Raw genomic sequence first — 23556 nt, forward strand, 5'->3', positions numbered from 1 at the left:
GATCTACACCCGCCAGGAGCGCAACGGCATCCTGCTTGGCACTTACGAAAAGGCGTGCAAGCCGTGGTCGCCGGTCAACACGCCCTGGGATTTCGGCCACGAGCTGTTGCAGCCCGACCTCGACCGCATCGCCCCGTCGCTGGAGGTCGGCTTCAAGCATTTCCCCGGCATCGAGAAAGCCGGCATCAAGCAGATCATCAACGGTCCCTTCACTTTCGCATTGGATGGCAATCCGCTGGTCGGCCCGGTGCAGGGCCTGACCAACTTCTGGTGCGCCTGCGCCGTCATGGCCGGCTTCAGCCAGGGCGGCGGTGTCGGCCTGGCGCTGTCCAACTGGATGGTGCATGGCGATCCCGGCTTCGACGTCTGGGGCATGGACGTCGCCCGCTTCGGCGAATGGGCGAGCCTGCGCTACACCAACGCCAAGGTGCGCGAGAACTATTCGCGCCGCTTCTCAATCCGCTTCCCCAATGAGGAACTGCCGGCAGCACGCCCGGCGCAGACGACGCCGCTTTATGACACCATGCTCGCCAACAACGCCGTCATGGGCGACTCCTGGGGCCTCGAGACCCCGCTATGGTTCGCGCCGAAGGGCAAGGAGCCCAAGGATATCGTCTCCTTCCACCGCTCCAACGATTTTGGCCCGATCGGCGAGGAAGTGCGCGGCACGCGCGAGCGCGTCGGCGTCACCGAAATCGCCAACTTCGCCAAATACGAGGTCTCCGGACCGGGGGCGGAGGATTTCCTCAACCGGCTGATGACCAACCGCATGCCGAAGGCGGGCCGCATCGTGCTGACCCCGATGATCAACGAATTCGGCAAGCTGATCGGCGACTTCACAATCGCCAAGGCCGCGGAAGACCGCTTCATGATCTGGGGCTCGTCGGCCGCGCAGAAATATCACATGCGCTGGTTCGAAAAGCACCTGCCGAAAGATGGTCGAAGGGCGTCAGAGGTGCGCATCCACCGCTTCGACCAGACGCTTGTCGGCCTGTCGATTGCCGGACCGAAGTCGCGGGATCTCCTGCAGAAGCTGGTCGATGTCGACATCTCGACCAAGGCCTTCCGCTTCATGGATTTCCGCGAAATGGCGGTCGGCGGCGCGCCCTGCATGGTCAACCGCATCACCTATACCGGCGACCTCGGCTACGAGATCTGGATGGCGCCGGCCTATCAGCGCTTGGTTTACAAGGCGATCAGGGACGCAGGCGAAGAATTCGGCCTGGTCGATTTCGGCATGCGCGCCCTGCTCTCCATGCGCCTGGAAAAGAACTTCCCGACCTGGTTCCGCGAATTGCGCCCGATCTACGGACCGTTCGAAGGCTCGATGGACCGCTTCATCAAGCTGGAGAAGAACGACTTTATCGGCCGCGACGCGGCCGCCAGGGAACGGGCCGAAGGACCGAAGCTGCGCCGCGTGTCCTTTATCGTCGAGGCGGCCGACGCCGACGTGATGGGTGACGAGCCGATCTGGGCCAAGGTCGGCAAGGACTACGGTACGGTGGAAAAGCCGCATGGCTTTGGCGCGCCGCGCTTCGATGCTGCCGGCAAGGAAGTGCGGGGCTCCAAGGCGGCACAAGGCGCATCCGCCGTGCGCGGCATCGTCGACGGCGACTGGCGCGTGGTCGGTTGGGTCACCTCCGGCGGCTATGCCCACTACGTCCAGAAGTCGATGGCGCAGGGCTACGTGCCGGCGGCGCTGGCCCAGGATGAAAGCGCCGGCCTGTTCGAGATCGAAATCCTCGGCCATCGCCGTCCGGCCCGCATCAATGTCGAGGCGCCGTTCGACCCGAGCGGCGAGAAGATGCGGAGCTGAGGTTTCGCCATGGACAGCGCGGCGCCAAAGGGGAGCTTCGGCCGCCACCGCAAGATCATGCCGTTTGTGCCGGGCTCGATCGAGGCGCTGCGCGACGCCTCCCGCCGGAAGGCGGCTGATCTCAACCAGCATGTGCTGGGCTACGGCGCGACAGCCGAAGCGGAATGGGCGGCGGCAGGCATTGCCGCCCCCGACCTGGCCGAAATGCGCCAATACCGGCTGGCGCGCATCCGCGCCGAGCTGAAGCGCCGCGGCTATGCCGGCGCGCTGCTCTACGATCCCGTCAACATCCGCTATGCGATCGATTCCACGAACATGCAGCTTTGGGTGGCGCACAACCCGACACGGCATTGTTTCGTTGCCACCGACGGGCCGGTGGTGCTGTTCGACTATTTCTCCTGCGAACATCTGTCGGACCATTCCGGCGTCGTCGACGAGGTTCGCCCCGCCGTCTCGTGGATGTATCTGTACAGCGGCGAACTCACCGAGCAGAAGGTCCGCCGCTGGGCGGCCGGGATCGCCGATCTGGTGCGGGAACATGGCGGCTGCAACAGCCGCATCGCGGTCGACCAAATCAATCCGGAAGGCGTCGAGGAACTTGCGCGCCGCGGCATTTCCATCGGCAATGGCGAAGCGGTGATGGAGAATGCCCGGCTGATGAAATCGCCGGACGAGATCCTTGCCATGCGCCGCGCCATCGTCGCCTGCGAGGCGGCAATGGGCGAGATGGAACAGGCGCTGAAGCCCGGCATCTCTGAGAATGAATTATGGGCCGAACTGCACCGCGGCAACATTGCCCGCGGCGGCGAATGGATCGAGACGCGGCTGTTGGCATCCGGCCCGCGCACCAACCCCTGGTTCCAGGAATGCTCCTCGCGCCTCATCGAGGCGGGCGATCTCGTCGCCTTCGACACCGACCTGATCGGCCCCTACGGCTTCTGCGCCGACCTGTCGCGCACCTGGCTGTGCGGGGATGTGAAGCCAACCGACGAACAGCGCGATCTTTTCCGCATCGCCGCCGACCAGATCGCGCACAACACCGAATTGATACAGCCGGGCACCGCCTTCCGCGACCTTGTCGACCGCTCGGCGGTGCCGCCCGGCGACTGTTTCCCGACCCGCTATGGTGTGCTCTACCATGGCGTCGGGCTGGCCGACGAATACCCCACCTTGCCGCATGCCGACGACTGGACATCGGACACGCCCGACGGCGTGATCGAGCCAGGCATGGTGCTGTGCGTGGAGAGCTATATCGGCAGGCTCGGCGGGCGCGAGGGCGTCAAGATCGAGGAACAGATCCTGGTCACCGGCACCGGCAACGAAAAGCTTTCAACCTATCCGCTGGATGCGAGGCTGCTCGGCTAAGCCGGCAAGGGCCTCCCGCATCGCGGCAACCGTTTTTTCCGGCGTCGTTTTCGCGGTGATGAAGGGCAGGCCCTTGCGCAGGCCTGTCCAGCCGACGACCTTCACCTGCCGGGCGGCCGGCTCGAAGCGCTGCGCCAGCGCCCAGCTCTCGCAGTCGATCGCCGCGACATCGGCCCTGCCCTCGGCCACGGCGACGATCGAAGCGCGATGTCCGCCGCTTTCGCTGCGCGAGGAAAATATGTCGAGGCTTTCGCCCAGCGCCTCCAGGTCTCGCGTCGGCGCAATGATACCGGACATTGAATCGAGGCTGTTGAAGGTAAAGCGTTTGCCGCGGATCAGATCGAGCGGGATGACGGGCCTGCCATTGGCAGGCGCAGGCACCGACGCCTTGCCGTCCGCCCGCATGACAAGCGCGCTCGAATAAAGCGGCCCCTGCCCGCCTTCGTAGGCATTATAGCTCGGCTGGCTGACAACCTGCACATGGCCAGCGAGGCCAAGCTCCATCGGCCCCCAGCAAGTCTGCGCGAACAGCAGTGCGGGATGCAGCCAGAGCTGGTGAAAATCGAGCGCGTCCGGCGGCAGTGTCGCGGGGTCGGGCGCGATCAGAACGCCGGTGCCACTATGAATGCCACCCGGCACCGGCGGCAGATCGCCGTTGCGGCGAATGACGGTCTCCGGCGCATCGATTACCCCCCCTTGACGGAAGGCATCGCGCAGCAGTGCCCATTGGGCGTCGACCTCGCGGCGCACTTCCGGCCAGTCATACATCGGCAGCGCTGCAACGAATTCGCTCATGCCGGGATCTGACCATTAAATCTGGAGAGAGGTTCACAAAAACGCGGCGTCGGATTTGAGTTAGCCGACACCGTCCGTCGTGTCGCGGGCTTCATTCCTTGGGCGGCTCGGCCGGGACTGGCGCGGTGCCGAGCCCGCTGATGCTGCGCGCCCTGACGCGCGGCTTGAACGCCCTGCCCGGCTCCGGCTGGCGCCGCAACACCGGATGCACGATCGGCTCCTTGGCCTTGAAAGCATAGGACCTGATCAGCGCGAAATAGTTGGGATAGGCATAGCCATTGTTCATCCGCAGCCATTCCTCGCGACGCTCGCGAAACAGCTGAGGCAGTCTGTACCAGGCCACCGTTGGGGTCTTGTGGTGGACGAAGTGCAAATTGTTGTTGAGGAACAGGAACGACAGCGGCGAGCGCTCGATGATCACCGTGCGGCCTTCGGGATGCTCGGACCATTGATGCTCGGCAAAGGTGCGGATCGCGATCAGCGACTGGCCGAGCCACACCGGGAGAATATAGAGCCAAAGCGGAATGCCAAAGCCGAACTGCACGATCGGCGCCACGACGGCGAGGCCGATCGCATGCAGCAGCCAGGCTTTGCGGATGGCCTTGTCGCCGGCCATTATGTGCTTGGCGTCGTCGATGAAGAAGCCGATGCAGGACAGCCAGGGACCGAGAAAGAACCGGCCGGCCATGGTGTTGTTGATCCTGAGCAGGAATTTCATTGCTCGCGGCAGGTCGTCATGCTGCCAAAGCGCCTGGTAGTAGCTTTCCGGATCGTCGAGCGGATCGGTCAGGCGCTCGTCGGCATGATGGCGCAGATGAAGCGTCTTGAAGCGGCGGAACGGCCAGACCAGACCGATCGGCAGGAAGACGAAAGCCTCGTTGATCAGCGCATTGCGCGTCGGATGGCCGTGCAGCACTTCGTGCATGATCGACGACTGAAGTGCCAGGATGAAACCGAGGAGAGCGAGCGCGAAGATCGGATAGGACGGCCAGAGCAGAAGGCCGGTGGCGAGCCATGCTCCGTAACAGAAGAAAGCGAGGGCTACGGTTGGCCACTCGATGGCCGGTGTATTGCGTCGCCTGATGCTCTTGCCAGTCATGCTATCGACCACTGCCCCTCAGTCGCCGGAACCCCAGTGGCTCCTGACAGCATAGTGTCAGGAGAAACGATTCCACTCAACGAGACAAAGTGTACAAAATGTTGCGATTGCGCATTTTCAACCGCACATGTTACAGATTGTAAACAGGCCTAGGGATTCATTTACGCCTGGAGCGCCTCGTCAGGACGTCTCGGCGAAAATTTTTCCTCATGATTCGGAGACTTGGAAGATGGACAAACGAGATCTGTCAGCAATCTTTCGGGAGCGTCTCAAGTTGCTCCTGACAAGGTCCGACCTCAACCAGTCCGCCTTCGCCACCGCCGTCGGCATCGATCGGTCGGCGCTGTCGCAGCTGATGTCGGGCGCGTCGACGCGCTTGCCGCGGGCCGAAACGCTGCTCAACATCGCGGCCGAGTTCAAAGTGTCGCTGGATTGGCTGCTCGGCCTCAGCCAGGACGAGGGCGTCACCGGTGAAATCCGCGAAAGCCTGGAGATCGAGGAAGCCCCCGACGGTTTCGACCGCACGCTTCTGGCCAGATGGTTCGCCGAGGCCGCGGGCACCAAGATCCGCTATGTGCCGGCCGGCATCCCCGATCTTCTGCGGACCCACGCGCTGGTCGACTATGAGGCAAACATCACCAACAGGAGCAGGCTCGCACAGGCCAGCGAGACCCAATACCGCATCGAATACAACCGGCGCCCGGAGACCGACATGGAAGTCTGCATGCCGCGTCACACGCTGGAGATTTTTGCACGCGGCCTCGGCGTCTGGGACCGCTTTCCGGAGGCCGACCGTCGGCAGCAACTCGCCCATATGGCGACGCTGCTTGACGATCTCTATCCGACTTTCCGGCTGTTTCTCTACGACGGCCGCATGCGCTATTCGATCCCGCTCACCATTTTCGGACCTTACCGCGCCGCCATCTATGTCGGCGACATGTACGTCGTGCTGAATGCCACCCAGCCGGTCCAGGCCTTGACCCGGCATTTCGACAATCTGATCCGGGCCGCCGACGTCAACCCGCATGAGGCAGCAAGCTTCGCGCGCAATCTGGCTGGCCTGTCGTTTCCATCAGGTTCCGCATGACAGCGGCACCCGTAACCGCGCCCTTCAACTGCGACTCCGCCGTCGCTATTTCATTGACTGGACATAAAGACTTCTTTATATCCTTATCCGAATTCAGAATGTGAAAGCCAATCCGATGACGACGACCAACCCGATCGACGCGCTGCTGGCGCAAAAAGGCGTGCTTTTGGCCGACGGCGCCACGGGCACCAATTTGTTCGCAATGGGTCTGGAGGCTGGCGAGGCGCCTGAGTTGCTGAACGAGACCGCGCCCGACACCATCACCCGCCTGCACCAGAATTTCGTCGACGCCGGCGCCGACATCATCCTGACCAATTCGTTCGGCGGCACCCGTCACCGGCTGAAGCTGCATCATGCCCAGGACCGCGTGCACGCCCTGAACAAGCGCGCCGCCGAGATCGCCCGCGCCGTTGCCGACAAGGCCGGGCGCAAGGTGATCGTCGCCGGCTCCGTTGGCCCGACCGGTGAGTTGCTGGTGCCGCTCGGCGCCATGACCTATGACGAGGCGGTCGACGCCTTCGCCGAGCAGATCGAAGGCCTCAAGGAGGGCGGCGCCGAGGTCGCCTGGATCGAGACCATGTCGGCGCCCGACGAGATCCGTGCCGCCGCCCAAGCGGCGATCCGCGTCGGCCTGCCCTATACCTATACCGGTTCCTTCGACACCGCCGGCCGCACCATGATGGGCCTGCTGCCGAAGGACATACACGGCGTCGCCGATGGCTTGTCGCAAGCACCGCTCGGCGTCGGCGCCAATTGCGGCGTCGGCGCTTCCGACATCCTCGCCTCGCTGCTCGACATGACGCAGGCGAAGCCGGAGGCAACCGTGATCGTCAAGGGCAATTGCGGCATTCCCGAATTCCGCGGCACCGAGATCCACTATTCCGGCACGCCCGAACTGATGGCCGACTATGTGCGCCTTGCTGTCGACGGCGGCGCGAAAATCATCGGCGGCTGCTGCGGCACCTCGTTCCAGCACCTGGCCGCCATGCGCAAGGCGCTCGACGCCCACACCAAGGCGGATCGTCCGACCGTCGAGACGATCGTCGAGCGCATCGGTCCGATGCGCAACAAGGTGGCCACGGCGAACAGCGCCGAGACCAGCGAGGCCCGCCGCGAGCGTCGTCGCAGCCGGGCCTGAAGCCACCGCTTTCTAATTATTCGCTGTTGTCGGCGTAGCTCGACTGCGCCGATTTGAGATCGACGACATTGTCGCCGCGCATCGTCATCAGCGCTCCGGATGAAACCGGATCGGTGATCTGCTCCAGCATAATGCGGAAACGGTCGTTGGTCAGAGCCGACATGGCGGTGTGGCGCGCCTGCGCGACATCGTCGCCGATGCGCCTGGATTTGGCTGATTGGGCGGCCGCCGAAGCGTCCCGTGCCGGCGGTGTCGAGTTGGCGGTAGTCCTGATCTGCAATTCCGGCTCCCTCAGCCCCACACACCTATCCGGCGTAACAAGAGGAAATTGCGATCCGGTACCGGAAATGCCGCGCAATTTAACGATCGCAAATTCCGAAAAAAACGGGCCGGCAGGGAATGCCCCCTCGCCGGCCTCGCCTCACCCGCCCGTGGCCGGTTTTCCCATCAGAACGACCCCATCTGGAAGAAACCGACCGTCATCAACATCAGCGGTTGCCGCTCAGCGCCGAGGCAAGGCGCACAAGCGAGAGGAACTCGGACCTGTACCCAAACGGGTCGGCTCCCCGGGCGGCTGTGGCGATCTCCAAGATCTTGTCGTAGCCGAACTTCGCCGTTGCATCCTCCTCGCGCAGCTTCTGGCCGAACGCCGCGACGGCGACGGAGAAACGCTGGTCGGCGCTGGCCTCGCCGAAGGACGCAACTTCGTTGGCCGACGTAACCGGCGTGGTGATCAGCTTCGAGACGTCCTCGTTGGGCAGCTTGTAGCGTATCTTGACGAAGGCGTATTCGTCCGCATTGGCGACGCCGCCATTGTTCACCGCGGCTTGGCCATAGCGCAGCGGGTCGATCCGTTCGCCGCCGCTGCCCTTGGGCGTGATCTCGTAGATCGCGGTGACCGAATGGCCCGAACCGATGTCGCCGGCATCGACGCGGTCATTGTTGAAATCCTCGCGGTTCAAGGCGCGGGTCTCATAGCCGATCAGCCTATATTCCGAGACCTTGGCGGGATTGAACTCGACCTGGATCTTCACGTCCTTGGCGATGGGGAACAGCGTCGAGGAGGCATCCTCCACCAGCACCTTTTCCGCCTCGGCCAGCGTGTCGATATAGGCGGCGGTGCCGTTGCCGTTCTGCGCGATGGTCTGCATCATCTGGTCATTCAGATTGCCGCGGCCGAAACCGAACACCGACAGGAAGACGCCGCTCTTGCGCTCTTGTTCGATCAGGCGCTTGAGATCGTCGTCGTCGCTCTGGCCGACATTGAAGTCGCCGTCGGTGGCGAGCATCACGCGGTTGACCCCGTCCTTGATGAAGGACTGCTCGGCCAACTTGTAGGCCTCCTTGATGCCGGCCTCGCCGGCCGTCGAGCCACCCGGCTGCAAATTGTCGATGGCGTTGAGGATCTTGTCCTTCTCGGCAACCTTTGTCGGCATCAGCACCGTGCCGGCATCGCCGGCATAGGTGACGATCGAGATGGTGTCGTCGGCCTTCAGCTTGCTGACCAGCAGCCGGAATGCCGACTTGAGCAGCGGCAATTTATCCGGTTCGTCCATCGAGCCCGAGACGTCGATCAGGAACACCAGATTGGCCTTGGGCTGCTCGGCCGGCTTGACGTCGAAACCCTTGATGGCGACATGCATCAGCTTGCTGTGCGCGTTCCACGGCGTCGGCATGACGCTGACGGTCGAATTGAACGGCGTCGACGCCGCATCCGGCCCCTTCCAGTCATAGGGGAAATAGTTGATCATCTCTTCGACGCGCACCGTGTCGGCCTGCGGCAGGAAACCCTCTTTCAGCGAACGACGCACGAAGGAATAGGAAGCGGTGTCGACATCGATCGAAAAGGTCGAGACCGGGTCCTCGAGTGCCGAATGCACCGAATTGGTCTTGAAATCCTGGACGCGGTCGCGATTTTCCTCCGGTGGTGCGATCTGGTCCGCCGGCGCCATGGCCGGCTGCTGCGGTGCTATCATTTTGGACATGCGTGCGGCTCGCGACGTGCTGGGCGCGGCAGTGCTATCCAGGGCGAACGCGCCCGTTGGCGCAGGTGGCGCAGGTTCCGCCGGCGCAACCTGTTCCTGCGCATTCTGCGGCGCCAGGCCTCCAGCAACGGCCGATTCGGATCTGCTCGGCGCCGCCAAGGCCTCCGTTTCGTCGCGGCTTTCCGCGTCGGTCTTCTTGTCTTTCTCAGGCGCGCTCGTTGCGAGCGGTTTGTCGATCGCCTGATCGCCCGTGGCCTGTTTAGCCAGCGGCTTCACCGTGGCGGGCTTGTCGGCCAGCGTCTCGGTGATCTTTTCGCCGCCGCCGAAAGTGGACGGCTGTTCCCTCAGCATATGGAAAGTGGCGTATCCGGCGATCGGCAGGGCGACGAGCCCGGCAATAGCCGGCGTGGCAATGAGTTTCTTTTGCATGATTTCGCTCCAGAGCTTTCGTGCTCGCTCTGTGAGACGAAGGCCGCCGGCCGATCCTTGGCTGACGGCGGAAATATTTTCCTCATCATAGGCGCGCAAGGCGGCCTCGAAGGCGCGCGCCTTCGCGCTCTCGCCGGGAGCCGGGATCACTATGTCGCGCAGCCTCTTGAGTTCGTTCTCGTCGACCATGGTCACACTTCCCCGGCTGAACGCATGAGCGTCTTCAGCCGTTTCTTCGCTTCATGGATGTGCCAGGAAACCGTCGTCTCCGAGATCGCCATCGCCTCGGCGGCGGCGGCGTGGCTCAAGCCCTCGCCATAGACCAGCAGCACGGCGTCGCGCTGCTTGTCGGGCAGTTGCCGCACCGCGACCCACATCGCCTCGGCAGGATCCTCGTTCTCGGCAGGATCCTCGCCCGAAATCAGCGCATGGACGCCATAGGCTTCGGTCTTGACCGTCTCGCGGGCGCTCTTGCGCATCATGTCGCGCGCGGCGTTCAGCGTCATGGCATAGAGCCACGTGGTGAAGGCGCTGCCGCCGCGATAGTCGCGGATCGCCTTGCCGAGCCGGACGCAGACTTCCTGGGCGATGTCTTCGGCGTCCGCCTTCCGACCGCACCAGCGGTAGGCGGCGCGATAGACGAAGTCATAGTGCCTTTCGAGCAACGCGCCGAAAGCTCCCCTGTCTCCGCCCTTCGCCCGCCCGATCAGTTCGGCGTCGGAGGCTTCGCTCTCATCCAGCATCATCGCCATCATTTGCCTGTTGGACGAAGGCTAATGGCCAATCCTTGGGGTGAGGGAAAGATTTTTTTACTGGTACCTCTTCCTTCTCCCCGTTCTACGGGAGAAGGTGCCCGAAGGGCGGATGAGGGGCGGCGCCGACCTCTCGAAGATTGGCTTTACCCGAGCGTCTCGGAAAACAGGGTGATCAACCGGTTCCAATGCCGCTCGGCGCCATCTTCGTTGTAGACGCTGTGGTCCGGCACGCACCAGCCATGCGCCATGCCGACATAATTCTCCAGCACGTAATCGACTTCCGCCGCCCTGAACGCCTCGGCCAGCCGCGCTGATTGTTCGGGCGGAAAACTCCTGTCGACGCCGGCCATGCCGACATGGACGCGTGCCTTGACCGACCCCGCCTTGCGGTGCGGACTGTCGGCCGCGTCGCTGGCGAGATTGCCGCCGTGGAAACTGGCCGCCGCCCTGATGCGATCCGGATAGGAGGCGGCTGCGTTCAGCGCCCGCGCGCCGCCCATGCAATAGCCGACAACGCCGATCGGCCCGGTGACGCCTTCGGCAGCGAGTGTGTCGAGGAAGGCGCCGCTGTCGGCAATCGTCATCTCCTGCGTCGTGCCGCTGATCAGCGCCATCAGCGGCACCTTGGTTCTCTCCTCGACGAAGGCGGTCTTGGCATCGAAAGGACCGTAGGGCGCGTTGCGATAGAAGAGATCGGGCACCAGAACCGCGTAGCCCTCCTCCGCCAGCCGCTCGGCCATGCCGTCGAGCGCCGGGCGCGGGCCGAAGGCATCCATATAGAGGATGATGCCGGCCTTGGGCGGGGAAGCGTTGGCCGGGCGGAACAGCCCCGCCCTCGCCGTGCCGTCCCTGGTCTTGATCTGAAGGTCCTGTTTCGGCATCGCCAGCTCCGTTCGGTTGCTGGGCGATACATATCCGGGCACGCCGACAGGGCAAGCTGTTGCCTGATTTTGGCAGTCAACATTTCGTGCGGCAGCGCGACGAGCTTACCGGCCCGCGAACGCTGCCATGTGGAAGGCCTGCACCTCTGAGGGGTAGCGATAGGCTGTGCCATAGGGACAGGCGTTGCGGTCAAGGCAGCCGCCGTCACAACAGGGCCCGCCACTCGGCCCGCGCACATGCGCCAGGCAGGCCTGGTAGGCGAAACCTTGGATGGAATAGGCATCGACCGGACAGGATTTCAGGCACGGTTTGTCGACACAGGTGTCGCAAAGATGGACCGCCTCGCGAGCCTCCGGGAGCGCGATCTCGTCCTCGAACAGCAGCGCGCCGCGATAGGCATGCCAAAGCCCATATCGCGGATGCATGAGGATGCCGAGCGGTGACGGCTTCAGGCCCTCGGCCCGCATCGCCCATCGCTGGAACGGCAGATAGGGCTTGTCGGACGGCGACACGGCGCGTGCGCCGAATTCTTCCGCGACCGCGCCTATGACCTGCCGGGACCAGGTGTCGAGCGGATTGGCGATTGCTCGCGGCTGCTTTTCACGCCAGCGCAGAAAATGCGGCCAGGGTGCTGCCCCCGCCTGTCCCACCAGCAGCGCCGACCTGGTTGGTGCACCGGAGCGGCCACAAGGCGCTGCCTCGCCGTCCGCAAAGGTGAAGCCGCCACGCAGGATGAGGCCGTCGGCGCCAAGCGCGGCCGCAATCTCCTCCATCCTGCCGCGCGAAGGAATCATCCCTTCTTGACCGGATCGGAGAAGGCGCTCCGCCAGACTTCCTTGTGGATGATGTTGGCGACTTTAGCCCCGCCTGACTCGGGCTCCTTTCACGTGAAGGCGTCGGGCATCGACCCCTTCTTCTTGGCGATGAAGTCCTTCAGCGCTTCGTCGATCGCCGGATCGAGATGCGGCGCCTCATAAGATTCCAGCCAGCGGCGGGCGAGTTCGTTGGCGCGCTGCGGCGCGGTCTTCTCGCCTTCGGCCAGCCACTGCTCGTATGAATTGTTGTCGGCGATGTTGGAGCGATAGAAGGCAGTCTGGAAATTCGCCTGCGTGTGGTCGCAGCCGAGATAGTGGCTGCCCGGCCCGACTTGGCGGATGGCGTCCATCGCCTGGCCGTTTTCCGACAGGTCGACGCCTTCGGAGAATTTTTGCGTCATGCCGAGCTGGTCGATGTCCATCATGAATTTTTCGTAGCAGGACGCCAGCCCGCCCTCGAGCCAGCCGGCCGAATGGAGGACGAAATTGGTGCCGGCCAGAATGGTCGAGTTCAGCGTGTTGGCACTTTCATAGGCTGCTTGCGCATCCGGGATTTTGGAAGCGCAGAGCGAACCGCCGGTGCGGAACGGCAGGCCGAGGCGCCGTGCGAGCTGTGCGGCGCCGTAGGATACCAGCGACGGCTCCGGCGTGCCGAAGGTCGGCGCGCCCGACTGCATCGAGATCGACGAGGCGAACGTGCCGAACAGCACCGGCGCGCCCGGCCGGATCAGCTGCGTGAACGAAGCGCCGGCAAGCACCTCGGCAAGCACCTGGGTCAGCGTGCCGGCCACCGTCACCGGGCTCATCGCGCCGGCGAGGATGAACGGCGTGACGATGCAGGCCTGGTTGTGGCGCGCATAGACCTTCAGCGCGCCAAGCATGGTCTCGTCGAACACCATCGGCGAGTTGGCGTTGATCAGGCTGGTCAGGACCGTGTTGTTTTCGACGAAGTCGTCGCCGAACACCAGCTTGGCCATGGCGACCGTGTCTTCAGCACGTTCCGGCGCGGTGACCGAGCCCATGAACGGTTTGTCGGAATATTTGATGTGCGCGTAGATCATGTCGAGATGGCGCTTGTTGACCGGTACGTCGACCGGCTCGCACACGGTGCCGCCCGAATGGTGGATCGAAGGCGCCATGTAGGCGAGCTTCACGAAATTCTGGAAATCCTCGATCGTCGCGTAACGCCTGACGCCGTCGAGGTCGCGCACGAAGGGCGGTCCGTAGACCGGGGCGAAGACGGTGGCATTGCCGCCGATCTGCACCGAGCGTTCGGAATTGCGGGCATGCTGGGTGTAGATGGAGGGCGCGGTCTTCAAGAGCGAACGGCAGAGCCCCTTCGGGAAATGCACGCGCTCGCCCTTGACGTCGGCGCCCGCCTCTTTCCACAGCTGCAACGCCTCCGCATCGTCGCGGAAGATGATGCCGATTTCTTCGAGCACCGTGTCGGTGTTCTTCTCGATCAGCGCCAGGCCTTCCTCGTCCAGCACTTCATAGACGTTGATCTTGCGCTTGATGTAGGTGAGCTGGGTGCCGGGACCGCCGCCCGACCGCGCTGCCCGCCTTGCCGCCGCTCCGCCGCTGGCGCCGCGTCCACGTCGCGCGTTTGACGCTTCCTGGTCCACTGCCGCGTGTTCGCTCATGATCGTTCTTCCCTGAATTTGGACCGGCTTGACTAGCGCCCGGCCCGGAACCGTTGTGGCCGCCTATCGCGGCTTCCGGCGGATCGTAGCCATGCACCCTATTCGAAACGGCCCGTCCGCGCCAACGCCTGTCGCAAAATCGACAAGAAAACCGATAGATTTTTCAGTCGCTTTCCTTTTGCGGGAAGTCGCAAATCAGCTATGGATACCCGCCCCTTGCGGGTTAGGTATTGGCGCGTTGATTTTAAGCTGCCATGGTCGTTCCCGGCAGCAAGGAGCCTGAGAAACAATGTCCGACGACGAGATTATCCTCTCCGAGCTTTCCGACGACGAGTTGGTGCAGCAGATGCACGACGATCTCTACGACGGTCTGAAGGAAGAGATCGAGGAAGGCACGCGCATCCTGCTCGAGCGCGGCTGGGCACCCTACAAGGTGCTCACGGAAGCGCTGGTCGAAGGCATGCGCATCGTCGGCGAGGATTTTCGCGACGGCATCCTGTTCGTTCCCGAAGTGTTGCTGTCGGCCAATGCGATGAAGGCCGGCATGTTCATCCTGCGCCCGCTGCTCGCCGCCACCGGCGCGCCCAAGCAGGGCAAGATGGTGATCGGCACCGTCAAGGGCGACATCCACGACATCGGCAAGAACCTCGTCGGCATGATGATGGAAGGCGCCGGCTTCGACGTCATCGATCTTGGCATCAACAATGCGGTCGAGAAATATCTCGATGCCATCGAGCAGCACCAGCCGGACATTATCGGCATGTCGGCGCTGCTGACCACGACCATGCCCTACATGAAGGTCGTCATCGACACGATGAAGGAAAAGGGCATCCGCGACGACTACGTGGTCCTGGTCGGAGGCGCGCCGCTGAACGAGGAATTCGGCAAGGCGGTCGGCGCCGACGCCTATTGCCGCGACGCCGCTGTGGCGGTCGAGACCGCCAAGGACTACATGAAGCGCAAGCACAATGTGCGCGCTTCCGCCTGATACAAGGCAAGGCGGACGCTCAACAGACGAAGCCGCGCCTTGCAGCGCGGCTTTTTTGTTCCCAGATGTCGGGAGCGGCGGTCAGGGTTTCTTGACGGTATCGTCAACGGCTTTCGCGGTAGACTTGATATCCCTGCCGACGCCGCGAACGGTGTTGGCACAGGCCGAAAGGGCCAGGGCACAAGCCAGGATTGCGATTGGCGCAATGCGTAACAGTTTCATCGACGGTTTATCCCTCTCTCGGTAGATCGCCCCACAGCAACGAAAGCCGGCTCGGCTGGTTTCATGAAGATGCCCAGACCCAAGCAGAATCAAGCGGACAAGCTGCTCATCATCGCCTGCGGGATGATTGCGCGCGAGGTGTTGGCCGTCAAGGAACAGCTCGGGCTCCATCACCTCGAATTGACATGCCTTCCGGCCGAGTTTCATTTTTATCCGGACCGCATCGCGCCGGCGATGGACAAGGCCATCGAAAAGGCCAAGGCGGAAGGCTACAGCAACATCTTCGTCGGTTACGCCGATTGCGGCACCGGCGGCCTGCTCGATCGGGTCTGCGAGAAGCATGGCGTCGAACGCATGGCCGGTCCGCATTGCTTCGCCTTCTACCAGGGCATGGATGCCTACGCGAAGGTCGCCGACGACGACATGATGTCCTTCTACATGACCGATTTCCTCTGCCGCCAATTCGATGCCTTCTTCATGAAGCCGCTCGGTCTCGACAGGCATCCGGAGCTGATCAAGGACTATTTCGGCAATTACGAGAAGCTGATCTACCTGGCCCAGACCGACGATCCGGAGCTCGACAAGGTCGCGGAAAAGGCCGCGAAACTGCTTGGCCTCGTCTATGAGCGGCGCGCGACAGGCTATGGCGATCTGACGGCTGGGCTGGCCAAGGCCGCGGCTGACGTCTGACGTCTGACGCTGGCTGGGCTGCGGCCCTCTTGCGCGGCGATTGGCGATTATCGCCCTTTCCGAAGGCGAAGACAGGACGGATCGCCGCCTTCTACTGGAGAATGGCCTTGATCTGTTCCCAGGCCAATTGCCTTAATTTGGATCGCGGCGTGGTTTCGTTGTTAAGCACGGATGACAGCCTGCCGCGAATGGGTAAATTGCGCGCAAGCCATGCAAAGGCGCCGTCCAGCGGTCGGCTGCCGGACACCGACGAGGAATGCCGATGACCCTTCGCGCGATGCTTGCCGTTGCCGGCCTTCTCTGCTGCACCTTGCCCGCGCTTGCTGACGGCGAGGTGCAGAAGCTGATCACCGCCGCCGACAAGGCGCGGCTGGACAAATATGGCGAGACGCGCAAGGCGGCTCTTGCCGAGGCTAAGGCGGGCAATCCTGGCGAGGTCAGGCAGCTCGACGCCTTGCTGGCCAAGCCGCTGGTTGCCTTCTCCGACAAGGACCTCACCGGCAAGTGGCAATGCCGCACCATCAAGGTGGGCGGGCTGAGCCCGCTCGTTATCTATGGCTGGTTCAAATGCAGGGTGACCGACGACGGCTCCGGCTGGCGGCTGGAAAAGCTCACCGGCTCGCAGCGCACCAAGGGCCGCTTCTTCGACGACGGCGAAAAGCGTGCGATCTATCTCGGCTCCGGTTCCGTCAACAACGATCAGGCAAAACCCTATGGCAGCGGCCCCCGGACCGACCAGGTCGGCTACGCCTTCCGCAATAGCGCCGGGGAATGGCGCATCGAGTTCCCCGCTCCCTATTACGAATCGAAGCTCGACATCATGGAGTTCAAGCGCTGAGCGGAGCCTTCCTGACGACTCCGGCATACCAAGGATTAACCCGCCTCGTCTAATCTCCGGCCGTGGCAGTTGGTCCCGGGGGTGGCAAGATCAATGGCAGTACCGGAAACCAATCCGAGACCGATCGTGGTTGTCACCGGAGGCGGCCAGCACGTATGGGCAATGGTCAACGCCATTGCCGATCGTGTCGGCCCAGTCATCGTGATCCTGGAAGTCCCTGAATCCAAAAAGCGATTGCTGCTTGGCCGTGCCCGTCGCCAGGGCTGGCTGCAGGCCATCGGCCAGTTCGGCACGATGGTGCTGAGCAGGCTGGGCAAGCGGCTCTACGCCAGCCATGCCGCCCGGTTGATTGCGCAGGAGAAGCTCGATACCGAGCCGCGGCCGGGCCAGGAGATCATCCATGTTGCCTCGGCCAATGGGCCGGAGTGTCTCGCGGCGATCCAGAGAATCCAGCCAGGCGTCGTCCTGCTTAACGGCTGCCGACTCCTGTCGAAGGACATGTTGGCCAGGATGCCTTGCCCGGTGCTCAACTATCATGCAGGTATCACGCCGAAATATCGCGGCATGAACGGCGGCTACTGGGCGTTGGCATCGGGCGATTCCGCGAATTTCGGCACCACGGTGCATCTGGTCGATGCCGGCGTGGATACGGGCGGCGTGCTGAAACAGGCCTACGGTCAGCCGAAACCAGGCGACACGATCTCAAGCTATGCGCTGCGCCAAACGGCGTTTTCGCGCGACATCTGCGTCGAGGCGGTCAGCGATGCTCTGGCCGGAAAACTCGTGACGTTCGATCCAGGCCTGCCATCTAAACAGTGGTACCACCCGACGATCTGGTTCTATCTCTGGACGGGGCTCAGAACCGGCATCTGGTAGCGCTGGCGATACTGGCGATCGTATGCTATTGTCATACAAAATATGGAGCCCTATCGATGTCCAGCATGGCGCCTGTCAGCGTTCGCGTCACCTCGGACGAGCGTGACATTCTCGAGGCCGCCGCCAGGCAGGCTCATACAAATCTGAGCGACTTCATTCGGCGCAAGGCTGTTGAGGCGGCCGAGATGGAGGTTTTGGGCGGCCGTGTCGTCGTTATTCCCGCAGTCGATTGGGAACAATTCGAGGCCTGGGCGAAATCGACGCCAACGACCATGCCTGGACTGCAAAGGCTTGCTGCGTCCAGGCCAGTATGGCGGGACTGACGCCACCCCGCCCGCTTGCCGGAGATGACAGCTGGGACGCTTTCGATTGCGGTCGTGAGTCGTTGAACAACTGGCTTCGCCGTCATGCATGGCGCAACCAGCAGGATGGATTGTCGCGGACGAGCCTCATCTGTGATTCCGAAACCGGTGGGATAGCGGCTTACGTTGCGCTGAGCGCTGGCCATATCGAACGCGCATACCTGCCCAAATCGGCACAGCGTAATCGGCCTGATCCCATTCCGGTAATCCTGCTCGGCCAGTTGGCCGTCGATCGCAAATATCAGGGACGCGGCTGCGGGCGCTCCCTTCTCCTGTTTGCGCTCAGGACGGCGGTGCGGTTTTCCAGCAATATCGGCTGCTTCGGCGTTATCACACACCCGCTGGACGAAGGCGTAAGAGACTTCTATCGCGACTTCGCTTTTCAGGATCTTCCATTCGATCCCAAACGGAGCATGATCGTCCGCATTGCCGATCTGAGGCACAATGGCTTCGATGGCAGCATCGATCATTCCTGCTGATTTCTACCTCAGGCCGACATTGAAGATTGCCTTTCATTTTACGACATCCAAATGCGTCGCTTTTGAATGCGCGCGCGTCGTCCCATAACAAGCGGCCCAATTGCGCATGCGGCAATGCTCGCAGATCGAGGAGTGAGAATTCATGGCCGATCTGATCGTCGTCTACTGGCGCGACATCCCTGCCCAGGTCATCGTCAGGAAAGGCCGCCAGAACGCCAAGCGCGAACTGCCGCTGCGCTTCACCGAGGCGATCGACATGTGCGCCATGCGCACCGGCGCCGGCGGCACGGACGACTATCTAGCCGAATGGCGCAAGGCCGATCCGGTTCCGGTCGGCGACGACCTCGAAGCCGAGGTCGAGAAGGCATTCCAGGACATCGACGCGAAATATGACCGCGAGCGGCTGGTCGCTCTGGTGAAGGCGGGCGGCAAAGAAAATGTCTGAAACCATTCCCGCCAAGGAGAGCCCGGCGGCCCTCCAGCCGGTCACCCAGGCCACCCTGGTCAAGAAGGCGGCACCGAAATCCGACTACAAGCCGGCCGACGTGTCGCCACAGCGCCGCGTGCAGCGTTCTTTCGCGGTGAGATTATGGTCAGTCCGGCACTCGCGCCTGCTCGAATGGTTCTATGCCCGCTTCGCCGACACGTTCCTCCTGCTGCATCCTTTGTGGAAAGGCATCGGCTACAGCCGTGTCGAGGCCCCGGTGAAGTTTGTCGAAAAGCGCGTCAAGGGCTTCATGTTCGACTGCCGCATGTGCGGCCAGTGCATCCTGTCCTCGACCGGCATGTCGTGCCCGATGAACTGCCCCAAGCAGCTGCGCAACGGCCCTTGTGGCGGCGTGCGCGCCAACGGCAATTGCGAGGTCGAGCCCGATATGCCTTGCGTCTGGGTCAAGGCCTGGGAAGGGGCGCGCAACATGGAGCACGGCGACAGGATTCTTGCAGTGCAGAAGCCGGTCGACCAGTCGCTGCGCGAAACGTCCGCCTGGCTGCGCGTCACCGCGCAGGCGGCAGCCGCCCGTGAAGCCGCGGCCGATGCGAAGACCGGAGCGGCCGCATGATCGCCCGCCAGCGTGACGAGAACCCGGCCGGCATCCATCTGCCGCTCGACCCCTTGCCCGGCCACACCTCGCGCGGCCGGCTCGAACGCGTCCTGCGACGCGGTGAATTCGCGGTCACCACCGAGCTCAACCCGCCCGACAGCGCCGACCCCGAAGACGTCTACAACAGGGCGAAGATCTTCGACGGCTGGGTCGATGCCATCAATGCGGTCGATGCGTCGGGCGCCAACTGTCATATGTCGTCGGTCGGCATCTGCGCGCTCCTGACCCGCATGGGCTACGCACCGATCATGCAGATCGCCTGCCGGGACAAGAACCGCATCGCCATCCAGGGCGACGTGCTGGGCGGGGCTGCCATGGGCGTCGCCAACATGCTGTGCCTGACAGGCGACGGCGTGCAGGCCGGCGACCAGCCCGGCGCCAAGCCGGTGTTCGACCTCGATTCCATGTCGCTGCTCGAAACCATCCGCATCATGCGCGACAACGGCAAGTTCCTGTCCGGCCGCAAGCTCACCACGCCGCCGCAGTTGTTCCTCGGCGCGGCCGTCAATCCGTTCGCACCACCCTTCGACTTCCGCCCGATCCATCTCGGCAAGAAGATCGCCGCCGGCGCTCAGTTCGTCCAAACGCAGTATTGTTTCGACGTACCGATGTTCAAGACCTTCATGCAAAAGGCACGCGATCTCGGCCACACGGAGAAAGTGTTCGTCCTGTGCGGTGTCGGACCGCTCGCCTCGGCCAAGACCGCCAAATGGATCCGCTCCAACGTGCCGGGAATCCATATTCCCGATACCGTCATCAAGCGGCTGGAAGGCGCCCAGGACCAGAAGAAGGAAGGCAAGCAGCTCTGCATCGACATCATCAACGAGGTGAAGGAAATCCCAGGCGTTTCAGGCGTCCATGTGATGGCCTACCGCCAGGAGGAGTATGTCGCCGAGATCGTCGATGAATCGGGCGTGCTGAAGGGCCGCCAGCCGTGGAAGCGCGAAATCCGCCGCGACGACCAGATGGTCGCCGACCGGCTCGACCATATCCTGCACGACGATGTTACCGAAACCCAGGTGGACATGGTGAAGACCGCGCATTGACTTGCGCGGAGAACCACCATTCGCTTGATCGACAAGAGATAACGATATAAAGAACTCTTTATATCACGACGGAGAGATTTCATGACCCGGACCATCGTTGCCTCGGCGACACGAGAAATCATCATCGGCTTCGACCAGCCCTTCTGCGTGATTGGCGAGCGCATCAACCCGACTGGCCGCAAGAAGCTCGCCGCCGAGATGATCGCCGGCAATTTCGAAACCGTCATCAAGGACGCGCTGGAACAGGCCGCTTGCGGCGCCACCATGCTCGACGTCAATGCCGGCGTCACCGCCGTCGACCCCAACGCGACCGAGCCGGCATTGCTGGTACAGACGCTGGAGATCGTCCAGGGCTTGGTCGACCTGCCGCTGTCGATCGACTCCTCGGTCACCGCCGCGATCGAGGCGGCGCTCAAGGTCGCCAAGGGCCGTCCGCTGGTCAACTCCGTCACCGGCGAGGAGGAAAAACTCGAAGCCATCCTGCCGCTGATCAAGAAATACAACGTGCCGGTCGTCGCCATCTCCAATGACGAGACCGGCATTTCGATGGATCCGGATGTGCGCTTCGCCGTCGCCAAGAAGATCGTGCAGCGCTGCGCCGATTTCGGCATTCCGGCGCATGACGTCGTCGTCGACCCGCTGGTCATGCCGATCGGCGCGCTCGGCGACGCCGGCCGCCAGGTGTTCGCCCTGCTGCGGCGCCTGCGCGAGGAACTGAAGGTCAACACCACCTGCGGCCTGTCCAACATCTCCTTCGGCCTGCCGCACCGCCACGGCATCAACGCCGCCTTCATCCCGATGGTGATCGGCGCCGGCATGACATCGGCCATCATGAACCCGGTGCGTCCGCAGGAAATGGAAGCCGTGCGCGGCGCCAACGTTCTGAACGGCACCGACGAGAATTGCACCAACTGGATTCGCACCTATAAGGATTACAAGCCGGCCGAAGGCGGCCAAGCGGTCGCCGCTCCGACGGCGGTCAATGCACCAGGCGAAGGCGGCGGCAATGGCGGTCGCCGTCGTGGCGGTCGTGAAGCCCGCATGGCAAGGGGATAAGCGCGCAATCGTGAATTCGCATACCAACATCACCGATCCGCTCGTGCTGTTCATGCCGTCGGGCAAACGCGGGCGGTTTCCGGTCGGCACGCCGGTGCTCGACGCCGCGCGCCAGCTCGGCGTCTATGTCGAGAGCGTGTGCGGCGGGCGCGCCACTTGCGGGCGCTGCCAGATCGAGGTGCAGGAAGGCAATTTCGCCAAGCACAAGATCGTCTCCTCCAACGACCACATCTCGCCCAAGGGGCCCAAGGAAGAGCGCTATGAGCGCGTGCGCGGCCTGCCGGAACGGCGCCGCCTCTCCTGCTCGGCGCAGATCCTCGGCGACCTTGTCATCGACGTGCCGCAGGACACGGTCATCAACGCACAGACCATCCGCAAGGATGCCGACACCAGGGTGATCGCGCGCGATACGGCAATCCGCATGTGCTATGTCGAAATCGAAGAACCCGACATGCACAATCCTTCAGGCGATCTCGACCGGCTCAAGATCGCGCTGATGAAGGACTGGAACTTCAAGAACCTCGAATTCGATTTCTATTTGCTGCCGCAGGTGCAGGGCATCTTGCGCAAGGGCAACTGGACCGCGACCGCCGCCATCCACAAGGATGCCGACAGCGATATCGCGCGCGTCATCGCTTTGTGGCCCGGCCTCAAGAACGAGGCCTATGGGCTGGCCTGCGATATCGGCTCGACCACCATCGCCATGCATCTGGTGTCGCTGCTGTCGGGCCGCGTCGCCGCTTCGTCAGGCACGTCGAACCCGCAGATCCGCTTCGGCGAGGATCTGATGAGCCGCGTCTCCTATGTGATGATGAACCCGGATGGCCGCGAAGGCATGACGGTCGCGGTGCGCGAGGCGATCTCGGGCCTCGTCGACAAGGTCTGCGCGGAAGGCAGTGTCCAGCGCAACGACATCCTGGATTCCGTCTTCGTCGGCAATCCGATCATGCACCATCTGTTCCTCGGCATCGATCCGACCGAGCTCGGCGGCGCGCCCTTCGCGCTCGCCGTCTCGGGCGCGGTGCGCATCAAGGCCTCGGATATCGGTCTCAAGCTCAACCCGGGCGCACGTCTCTACATGCTGCCCTGCATCGCCGGCCATGTCGGCGCCGACGCCGCGGCGGTGACGCTGTCGGAGGGCCCGCATCGTCAGGACGAGATGATGCTGATCGTCGACGTCGGCACCAACGCCGAGATCGTGCTCGGCAATCGTGCCCGGGTCGTGGCTGCTTCCTCGCCCACCGGTCCGGCCTTCGAAGGCGCCGAAATCTCCGGCGGCCAGCGCGCCGCGCCCGGCGCCATCGAGCGCGTGCGCATCGATCCCGACACGCTCGAGCCGAAATACCGCGTCATCGGCTCTGAACTGTGGTCCGACGAGCCGGGCTTCCTCGACAGCGTGCAGGCGACCGGCGTCACCGGCATTTGCGGCTCCGGCATCATCGAGATCGTCGCGGAGATGTATCTGGCCGGCATCATTTCCGAAGACGGCGTCGTCGACGGATCGCTCAGCATGCGCTCGCCGCGTATCGTCGCCAACGGCCGCACCTTCTCCTACGTGCTGAAGGAAGGCGAGCCGAAGATCACCATCACCCAGACCGACGTGCGCGCCATCCAACTCGCCAAGGCAGCACTTTATGCCGGCACCAAGCTGTTGATGGAAAAGCAGAACACCGAGCATGTCGACCGCATCCACTTCGCCGGCGCCTTCGGCTCCTTCATCGATCCGAAATACGCCATGGTGCTGGGCCTGATCCCCGATTGCGACCTCGACAAGGTCTCGGCCGTCGGCAACGCCGCCGGCGCGGGCGCGCGCATGGCGCTGCTCAATCGCGGCTATCGTCGCGAGATCGAGGAGACGGTGGGCCAGATCGAGAAGATCGAGACCGCACTGGAGCCCAAATTCCAGGAGCACTTCGTCTATGCGATGGCGTTGCCGAACAAGGTCGATCCGTTCCCGAAACTGTCGGCGGCGGTGAAGCTGCCGCCGCGCAAGACGGTGAGCGAAGACGGCATCGCCGGCGACGCCACCCCGCGCCGGCGCTCGCGCGAAGGCCACGCCGCGCGACGTGGCCGGGAATAAAATTAGG

The 23556-nt window shown here is 63.3% G+C and carries 23 protein-coding genes; 15 read left to right on the forward strand and 8 right to left on the reverse strand.

Features of this window, described 5'->3' with window-relative positions; all coding sequences use genetic code 11:
• A partial coding sequence (locus FJ426_RS19910) for an FAD-dependent oxidoreductase (RefSeq protein WP_140732253.1) occupies positions 1–1816 on the forward strand: 1816 nt, incomplete at its 5' end.
• A 9-nt stretch (positions 1817–1825) separates the two neighbouring features.
• The gene (locus FJ426_RS19915; protein ID WP_140559624.1) at positions 1826–3181 is read left to right on the forward strand and encodes a Xaa-Pro peptidase family protein; all 1356 of its coding nucleotides are present in this window, start codon (positions 1826–1828) and stop codon (positions 3179–3181) included.
• Here the strand turns inward: FJ426_RS19915 and FJ426_RS19920 are convergent.
• Both FJ426_RS19920 and FJ426_RS19925 read right to left on the reverse strand, forming a co-directional pair.
• Positions 3146–3976: a PhnD/SsuA/transferrin family substrate-binding protein gene (locus FJ426_RS19920; protein WP_140559623.1), complete on the reverse strand. Its 831-nt coding sequence runs from the start codon at positions 3974–3976 to the stop codon at positions 3146–3148. The two genes, FJ426_RS19915 and FJ426_RS19920, sit on opposite strands and share 36 nt — an antisense overlap.
• Positions 3977–4067: 91 nt before the next feature.
• Positions 4068–5075 carry a fatty acid desaturase gene (locus FJ426_RS19925; RefSeq protein ID WP_140555051.1) on the reverse strand — a complete coding sequence of 336 codons (1008 nt, stop codon included), beginning with the start codon at positions 5073–5075 and terminating at the stop codon, positions 4068–4070.
• A 229-nt stretch (positions 5076–5304) separates the two neighbouring features.
• On the opposite strand from FJ426_RS19925, the gene FJ426_RS19930 reads away from it, so the two are divergent.
• Entirely contained in the window at positions 5305–6162 is an 858-nt protein-coding gene (locus tag FJ426_RS19930; RefSeq protein WP_140495665.1) for a helix-turn-helix transcriptional regulator, read from the forward strand.
• Between the two features lie 115 nt (positions 6163–6277).
• Positions 6278–7300 carry a betaine--homocysteine S-methyltransferase gene (gene bmt, locus FJ426_RS19935; protein ID WP_181167334.1) on the forward strand — a complete coding sequence of 341 codons (1023 nt, stop codon included), beginning with the start codon at positions 6278–6280 and terminating at the stop codon, positions 7298–7300.
• A gap of 16 nt (positions 7301–7316) precedes the next feature.
• On the opposite strand, the gene FJ426_RS31450 is transcribed toward bmt, so the two are convergent.
• The 6 genes from FJ426_RS31450 to FJ426_RS19965 form a co-directional block, all read right to left on the reverse strand.
• Positions 7317–7580: a hypothetical protein gene (locus FJ426_RS31450; protein ID WP_181170866.1), complete on the reverse strand. Its 264-nt coding sequence runs from the start codon at positions 7578–7580 to the stop codon at positions 7317–7319.
• Positions 7581–7788: 208 nt separating this feature from the next.
• A complete protein-coding gene (locus FJ426_RS19945; RefSeq protein WP_140559621.1) occupies positions 7789–9903 on the reverse strand; it encodes a VWA domain-containing protein in 2115 nt (704 codons plus the stop codon).
• A gap of 2 nt (positions 9904–9905) precedes the next feature.
• A complete protein-coding gene (locus FJ426_RS19950) occupies positions 9906–10466 on the reverse strand; it encodes an RNA polymerase sigma factor (protein WP_140495662.1) in 561 nt (186 codons plus the stop codon).
• A 146-nt stretch (positions 10467–10612) separates the two neighbouring features.
• Entirely contained in the window at positions 10613–11350 is a 738-nt protein-coding gene (locus FJ426_RS19955) for a dienelactone hydrolase family protein (RefSeq protein WP_140559620.1), read from the reverse strand.
• A 105-nt stretch (positions 11351–11455) separates the two neighbouring features.
• Entirely contained in the window at positions 11456–12145 is a 690-nt protein-coding gene (locus FJ426_RS19960) for a 4Fe-4S dicluster domain-containing protein (protein WP_140559619.1), read from the reverse strand.
• A gap of 89 nt (positions 12146–12234) precedes the next feature.
• Entirely contained in the window at positions 12235–13809 is a 1575-nt protein-coding gene (locus tag FJ426_RS19965) for a trimethylamine methyltransferase family protein (protein WP_140559618.1), read from the reverse strand.
• Between the two features lie 289 nt (positions 13810–14098).
• Here FJ426_RS19965 and FJ426_RS19970 point away from each other — a divergent pair, with 289 nt between their 5' ends.
• From FJ426_RS19970 to FJ426_RS20025, 11 genes are all read left to right on the forward strand, one after another.
• Entirely contained in the window at positions 14099–14797 is a 699-nt protein-coding gene (locus tag FJ426_RS19970) for a B12-binding domain-containing protein (RefSeq protein ID WP_140495658.1), read from the forward strand.
• A 285-nt stretch (positions 14798–15082) separates the two neighbouring features.
• Positions 15083–15709 carry a DUF1638 domain-containing protein gene (locus FJ426_RS19980; protein WP_140555044.1) on the forward strand — a complete coding sequence of 209 codons (627 nt, stop codon included), beginning with the start codon at positions 15083–15085 and terminating at the stop codon, positions 15707–15709.
• A gap of 262 nt (positions 15710–15971) precedes the next feature.
• Positions 15972–16547 (forward strand): DUF4893 domain-containing protein, encoded by a 576-nt coding sequence (locus FJ426_RS19985; RefSeq protein ID WP_140559617.1) that lies wholly within the window; start codon positions 15972–15974, stop codon positions 16545–16547.
• Between the two features lie 93 nt (positions 16548–16640).
• A complete protein-coding gene (locus FJ426_RS19990; protein WP_140559616.1) occupies positions 16641–17423 on the forward strand; it encodes a formyl transferase in 783 nt (260 codons plus the stop codon).
• A gap of 56 nt (positions 17424–17479) precedes the next feature.
• Positions 17480–17746: a DUF6290 family protein gene (locus FJ426_RS19995; protein WP_140559615.1), complete on the forward strand. Its 267-nt coding sequence runs from the start codon at positions 17480–17482 to the stop codon at positions 17744–17746.
• Complete coding sequence (locus FJ426_RS20000) at positions 17734–18264, forward strand: GNAT family N-acetyltransferase (protein WP_140559614.1); 531 nt, start codon at positions 17734–17736, stop codon at positions 18262–18264. The genes FJ426_RS19995 and FJ426_RS20000 overlap by 13 nt, the downstream gene beginning before the upstream one ends.
• 142 nt (positions 18265–18406) lie before the next feature.
• Complete coding sequence (locus FJ426_RS20005) at positions 18407–18709, forward strand: virulence factor (protein WP_140516337.1); 303 nt, start codon at positions 18407–18409, stop codon at positions 18707–18709.
• A complete protein-coding gene (locus FJ426_RS20010; RefSeq protein WP_140555039.1) occupies positions 18702–19325 on the forward strand; it encodes a methylenetetrahydrofolate reductase C-terminal domain-containing protein in 624 nt (207 codons plus the stop codon). The genes FJ426_RS20005 and FJ426_RS20010 overlap by 8 nt, the downstream gene beginning before the upstream one ends.
• Positions 19322–20413, forward strand: a complete 1092-nt coding sequence (locus FJ426_RS20015; RefSeq protein ID WP_140516341.1) for a methylenetetrahydrofolate reductase — start codon at positions 19322–19324, stop codon at positions 20411–20413. Before FJ426_RS20010 ends, FJ426_RS20015 begins: the two co-directional genes overlap by 4 nt.
• Positions 20414–20494: 81 nt before the next feature.
• On the forward strand, positions 20495–21469 hold the full coding sequence (locus FJ426_RS20020) for a methyltetrahydrofolate cobalamin methyltransferase (RefSeq protein WP_140495648.1): 975 nt from the start codon (positions 20495–20497) through the stop codon (positions 21467–21469).
• On the forward strand, positions 21420–23549 hold the full coding sequence (locus FJ426_RS20025) for an ASKHA domain-containing protein (protein ID WP_140559613.1): 2130 nt from the start codon (positions 21420–21422) through the stop codon (positions 23547–23549). The genes FJ426_RS20020 and FJ426_RS20025 overlap by 50 nt, the downstream gene beginning before the upstream one ends.
• Positions 23550–23556: the final 7 nt, after the last annotated feature.

It is taken from the genome of Mesorhizobium sp. B2-6-4, assembly GCF_006441495.1.
Taxonomy (GTDB): Bacteria; Pseudomonadota; Alphaproteobacteria; order Rhizobiales; family Rhizobiaceae; genus Mesorhizobium.

Excerpts from the sequence above, each read along its gene's own strand:
- FJ426_RS19945 (WP_140559621.1), bottom strand. The coding sequence starts at position 9,903 with ATGGTCGACGAGAACGAACTCAAGAGGCTGCGCGACATAGTGATCCCG.
- FJ426_RS20015 (WP_140516341.1), top strand. The coding sequence starts at position 19,322 with ATGATCGCCCGCCAGCGTGACGAGAACCCGGCCGGCATCCATCTGCCG.
- FJ426_RS19985 (WP_140559617.1), top strand. The coding sequence starts at position 15,972 with ATGACCCTTCGCGCGATGCTTGCCGTTGCCGGCCTTCTCTGCTGCACC.
- FJ426_RS20000 (WP_140559614.1), top strand. The coding sequence starts at position 17,734 with ATGGCGGGACTGACGCCACCCCGCCCGCTTGCCGGAGATGACAGCTGG.
- bmt (WP_181167334.1), top strand. The coding sequence starts at position 6,278 with ATGACGACGACCAACCCGATCGACGCGCTGCTGGCGCAAAAAGGCGTG.
- FJ426_RS20020 (WP_140495648.1), top strand. The coding sequence starts at position 20,495 with ATGACCCGGACCATCGTTGCCTCGGCGACACGAGAAATCATCATCGGC.
- FJ426_RS19980 (WP_140555044.1), top strand. The coding sequence starts at position 15,083 with ATGAAGATGCCCAGACCCAAGCAGAATCAAGCGGACAAGCTGCTCATC.
- FJ426_RS19990 (WP_140559616.1), top strand. The coding sequence starts at position 16,641 with ATGGCAGTACCGGAAACCAATCCGAGACCGATCGTGGTTGTCACCGGA.
- FJ426_RS19915 (WP_140559624.1), top strand. The coding sequence starts at position 1,826 with ATGGACAGCGCGGCGCCAAAGGGGAGCTTCGGCCGCCACCGCAAGATC.
- FJ426_RS20025 (WP_140559613.1), top strand. The coding sequence starts at position 21,420 with ATGGCGGTCGCCGTCGTGGCGGTCGTGAAGCCCGCATGGCAAGGGGAT.
- FJ426_RS19995 (WP_140559615.1), top strand. The coding sequence starts at position 17,480 with ATGTCCAGCATGGCGCCTGTCAGCGTTCGCGTCACCTCGGACGAGCGT.
- FJ426_RS19960 (WP_140559619.1), bottom strand. The coding sequence starts at position 12,145 with ATGATTCCTTCGCGCGGCAGGATGGAGGAGATTGCGGCCGCGCTTGGC.
- FJ426_RS19970 (WP_140495658.1), top strand. The coding sequence starts at position 14,099 with ATGTCCGACGACGAGATTATCCTCTCCGAGCTTTCCGACGACGAGTTG.
- FJ426_RS19920 (WP_140559623.1), bottom strand. The coding sequence starts at position 3,976 with ATGAGCGAATTCGTTGCAGCGCTGCCGATGTATGACTGGCCGGAAGTG.
- FJ426_RS20005 (WP_140516337.1), top strand. The coding sequence starts at position 18,407 with ATGGCCGATCTGATCGTCGTCTACTGGCGCGACATCCCTGCCCAGGTC.
- FJ426_RS20010 (WP_140555039.1), top strand. The coding sequence starts at position 18,702 with ATGTCTGAAACCATTCCCGCCAAGGAGAGCCCGGCGGCCCTCCAGCCG.
- FJ426_RS19930 (WP_140495665.1), top strand. The coding sequence starts at position 5,305 with ATGGACAAACGAGATCTGTCAGCAATCTTTCGGGAGCGTCTCAAGTTG.
- FJ426_RS19925 (WP_140555051.1), bottom strand. The coding sequence starts at position 5,075 with ATGACTGGCAAGAGCATCAGGCGACGCAATACACCGGCCATCGAGTGG.
- FJ426_RS19950 (WP_140495662.1), bottom strand. The coding sequence starts at position 10,466 with ATGGCGATGATGCTGGATGAGAGCGAAGCCTCCGACGCCGAACTGATC.
- FJ426_RS19955 (WP_140559620.1), bottom strand. The coding sequence starts at position 11,350 with ATGCCGAAACAGGACCTTCAGATCAAGACCAGGGACGGCACGGCGAGG.
- FJ426_RS19965 (WP_140559618.1), bottom strand. The coding sequence starts at position 13,809 with ATGAGCGAACACGCGGCAGTGGACCAGGAAGCGTCAAACGCGCGACGT.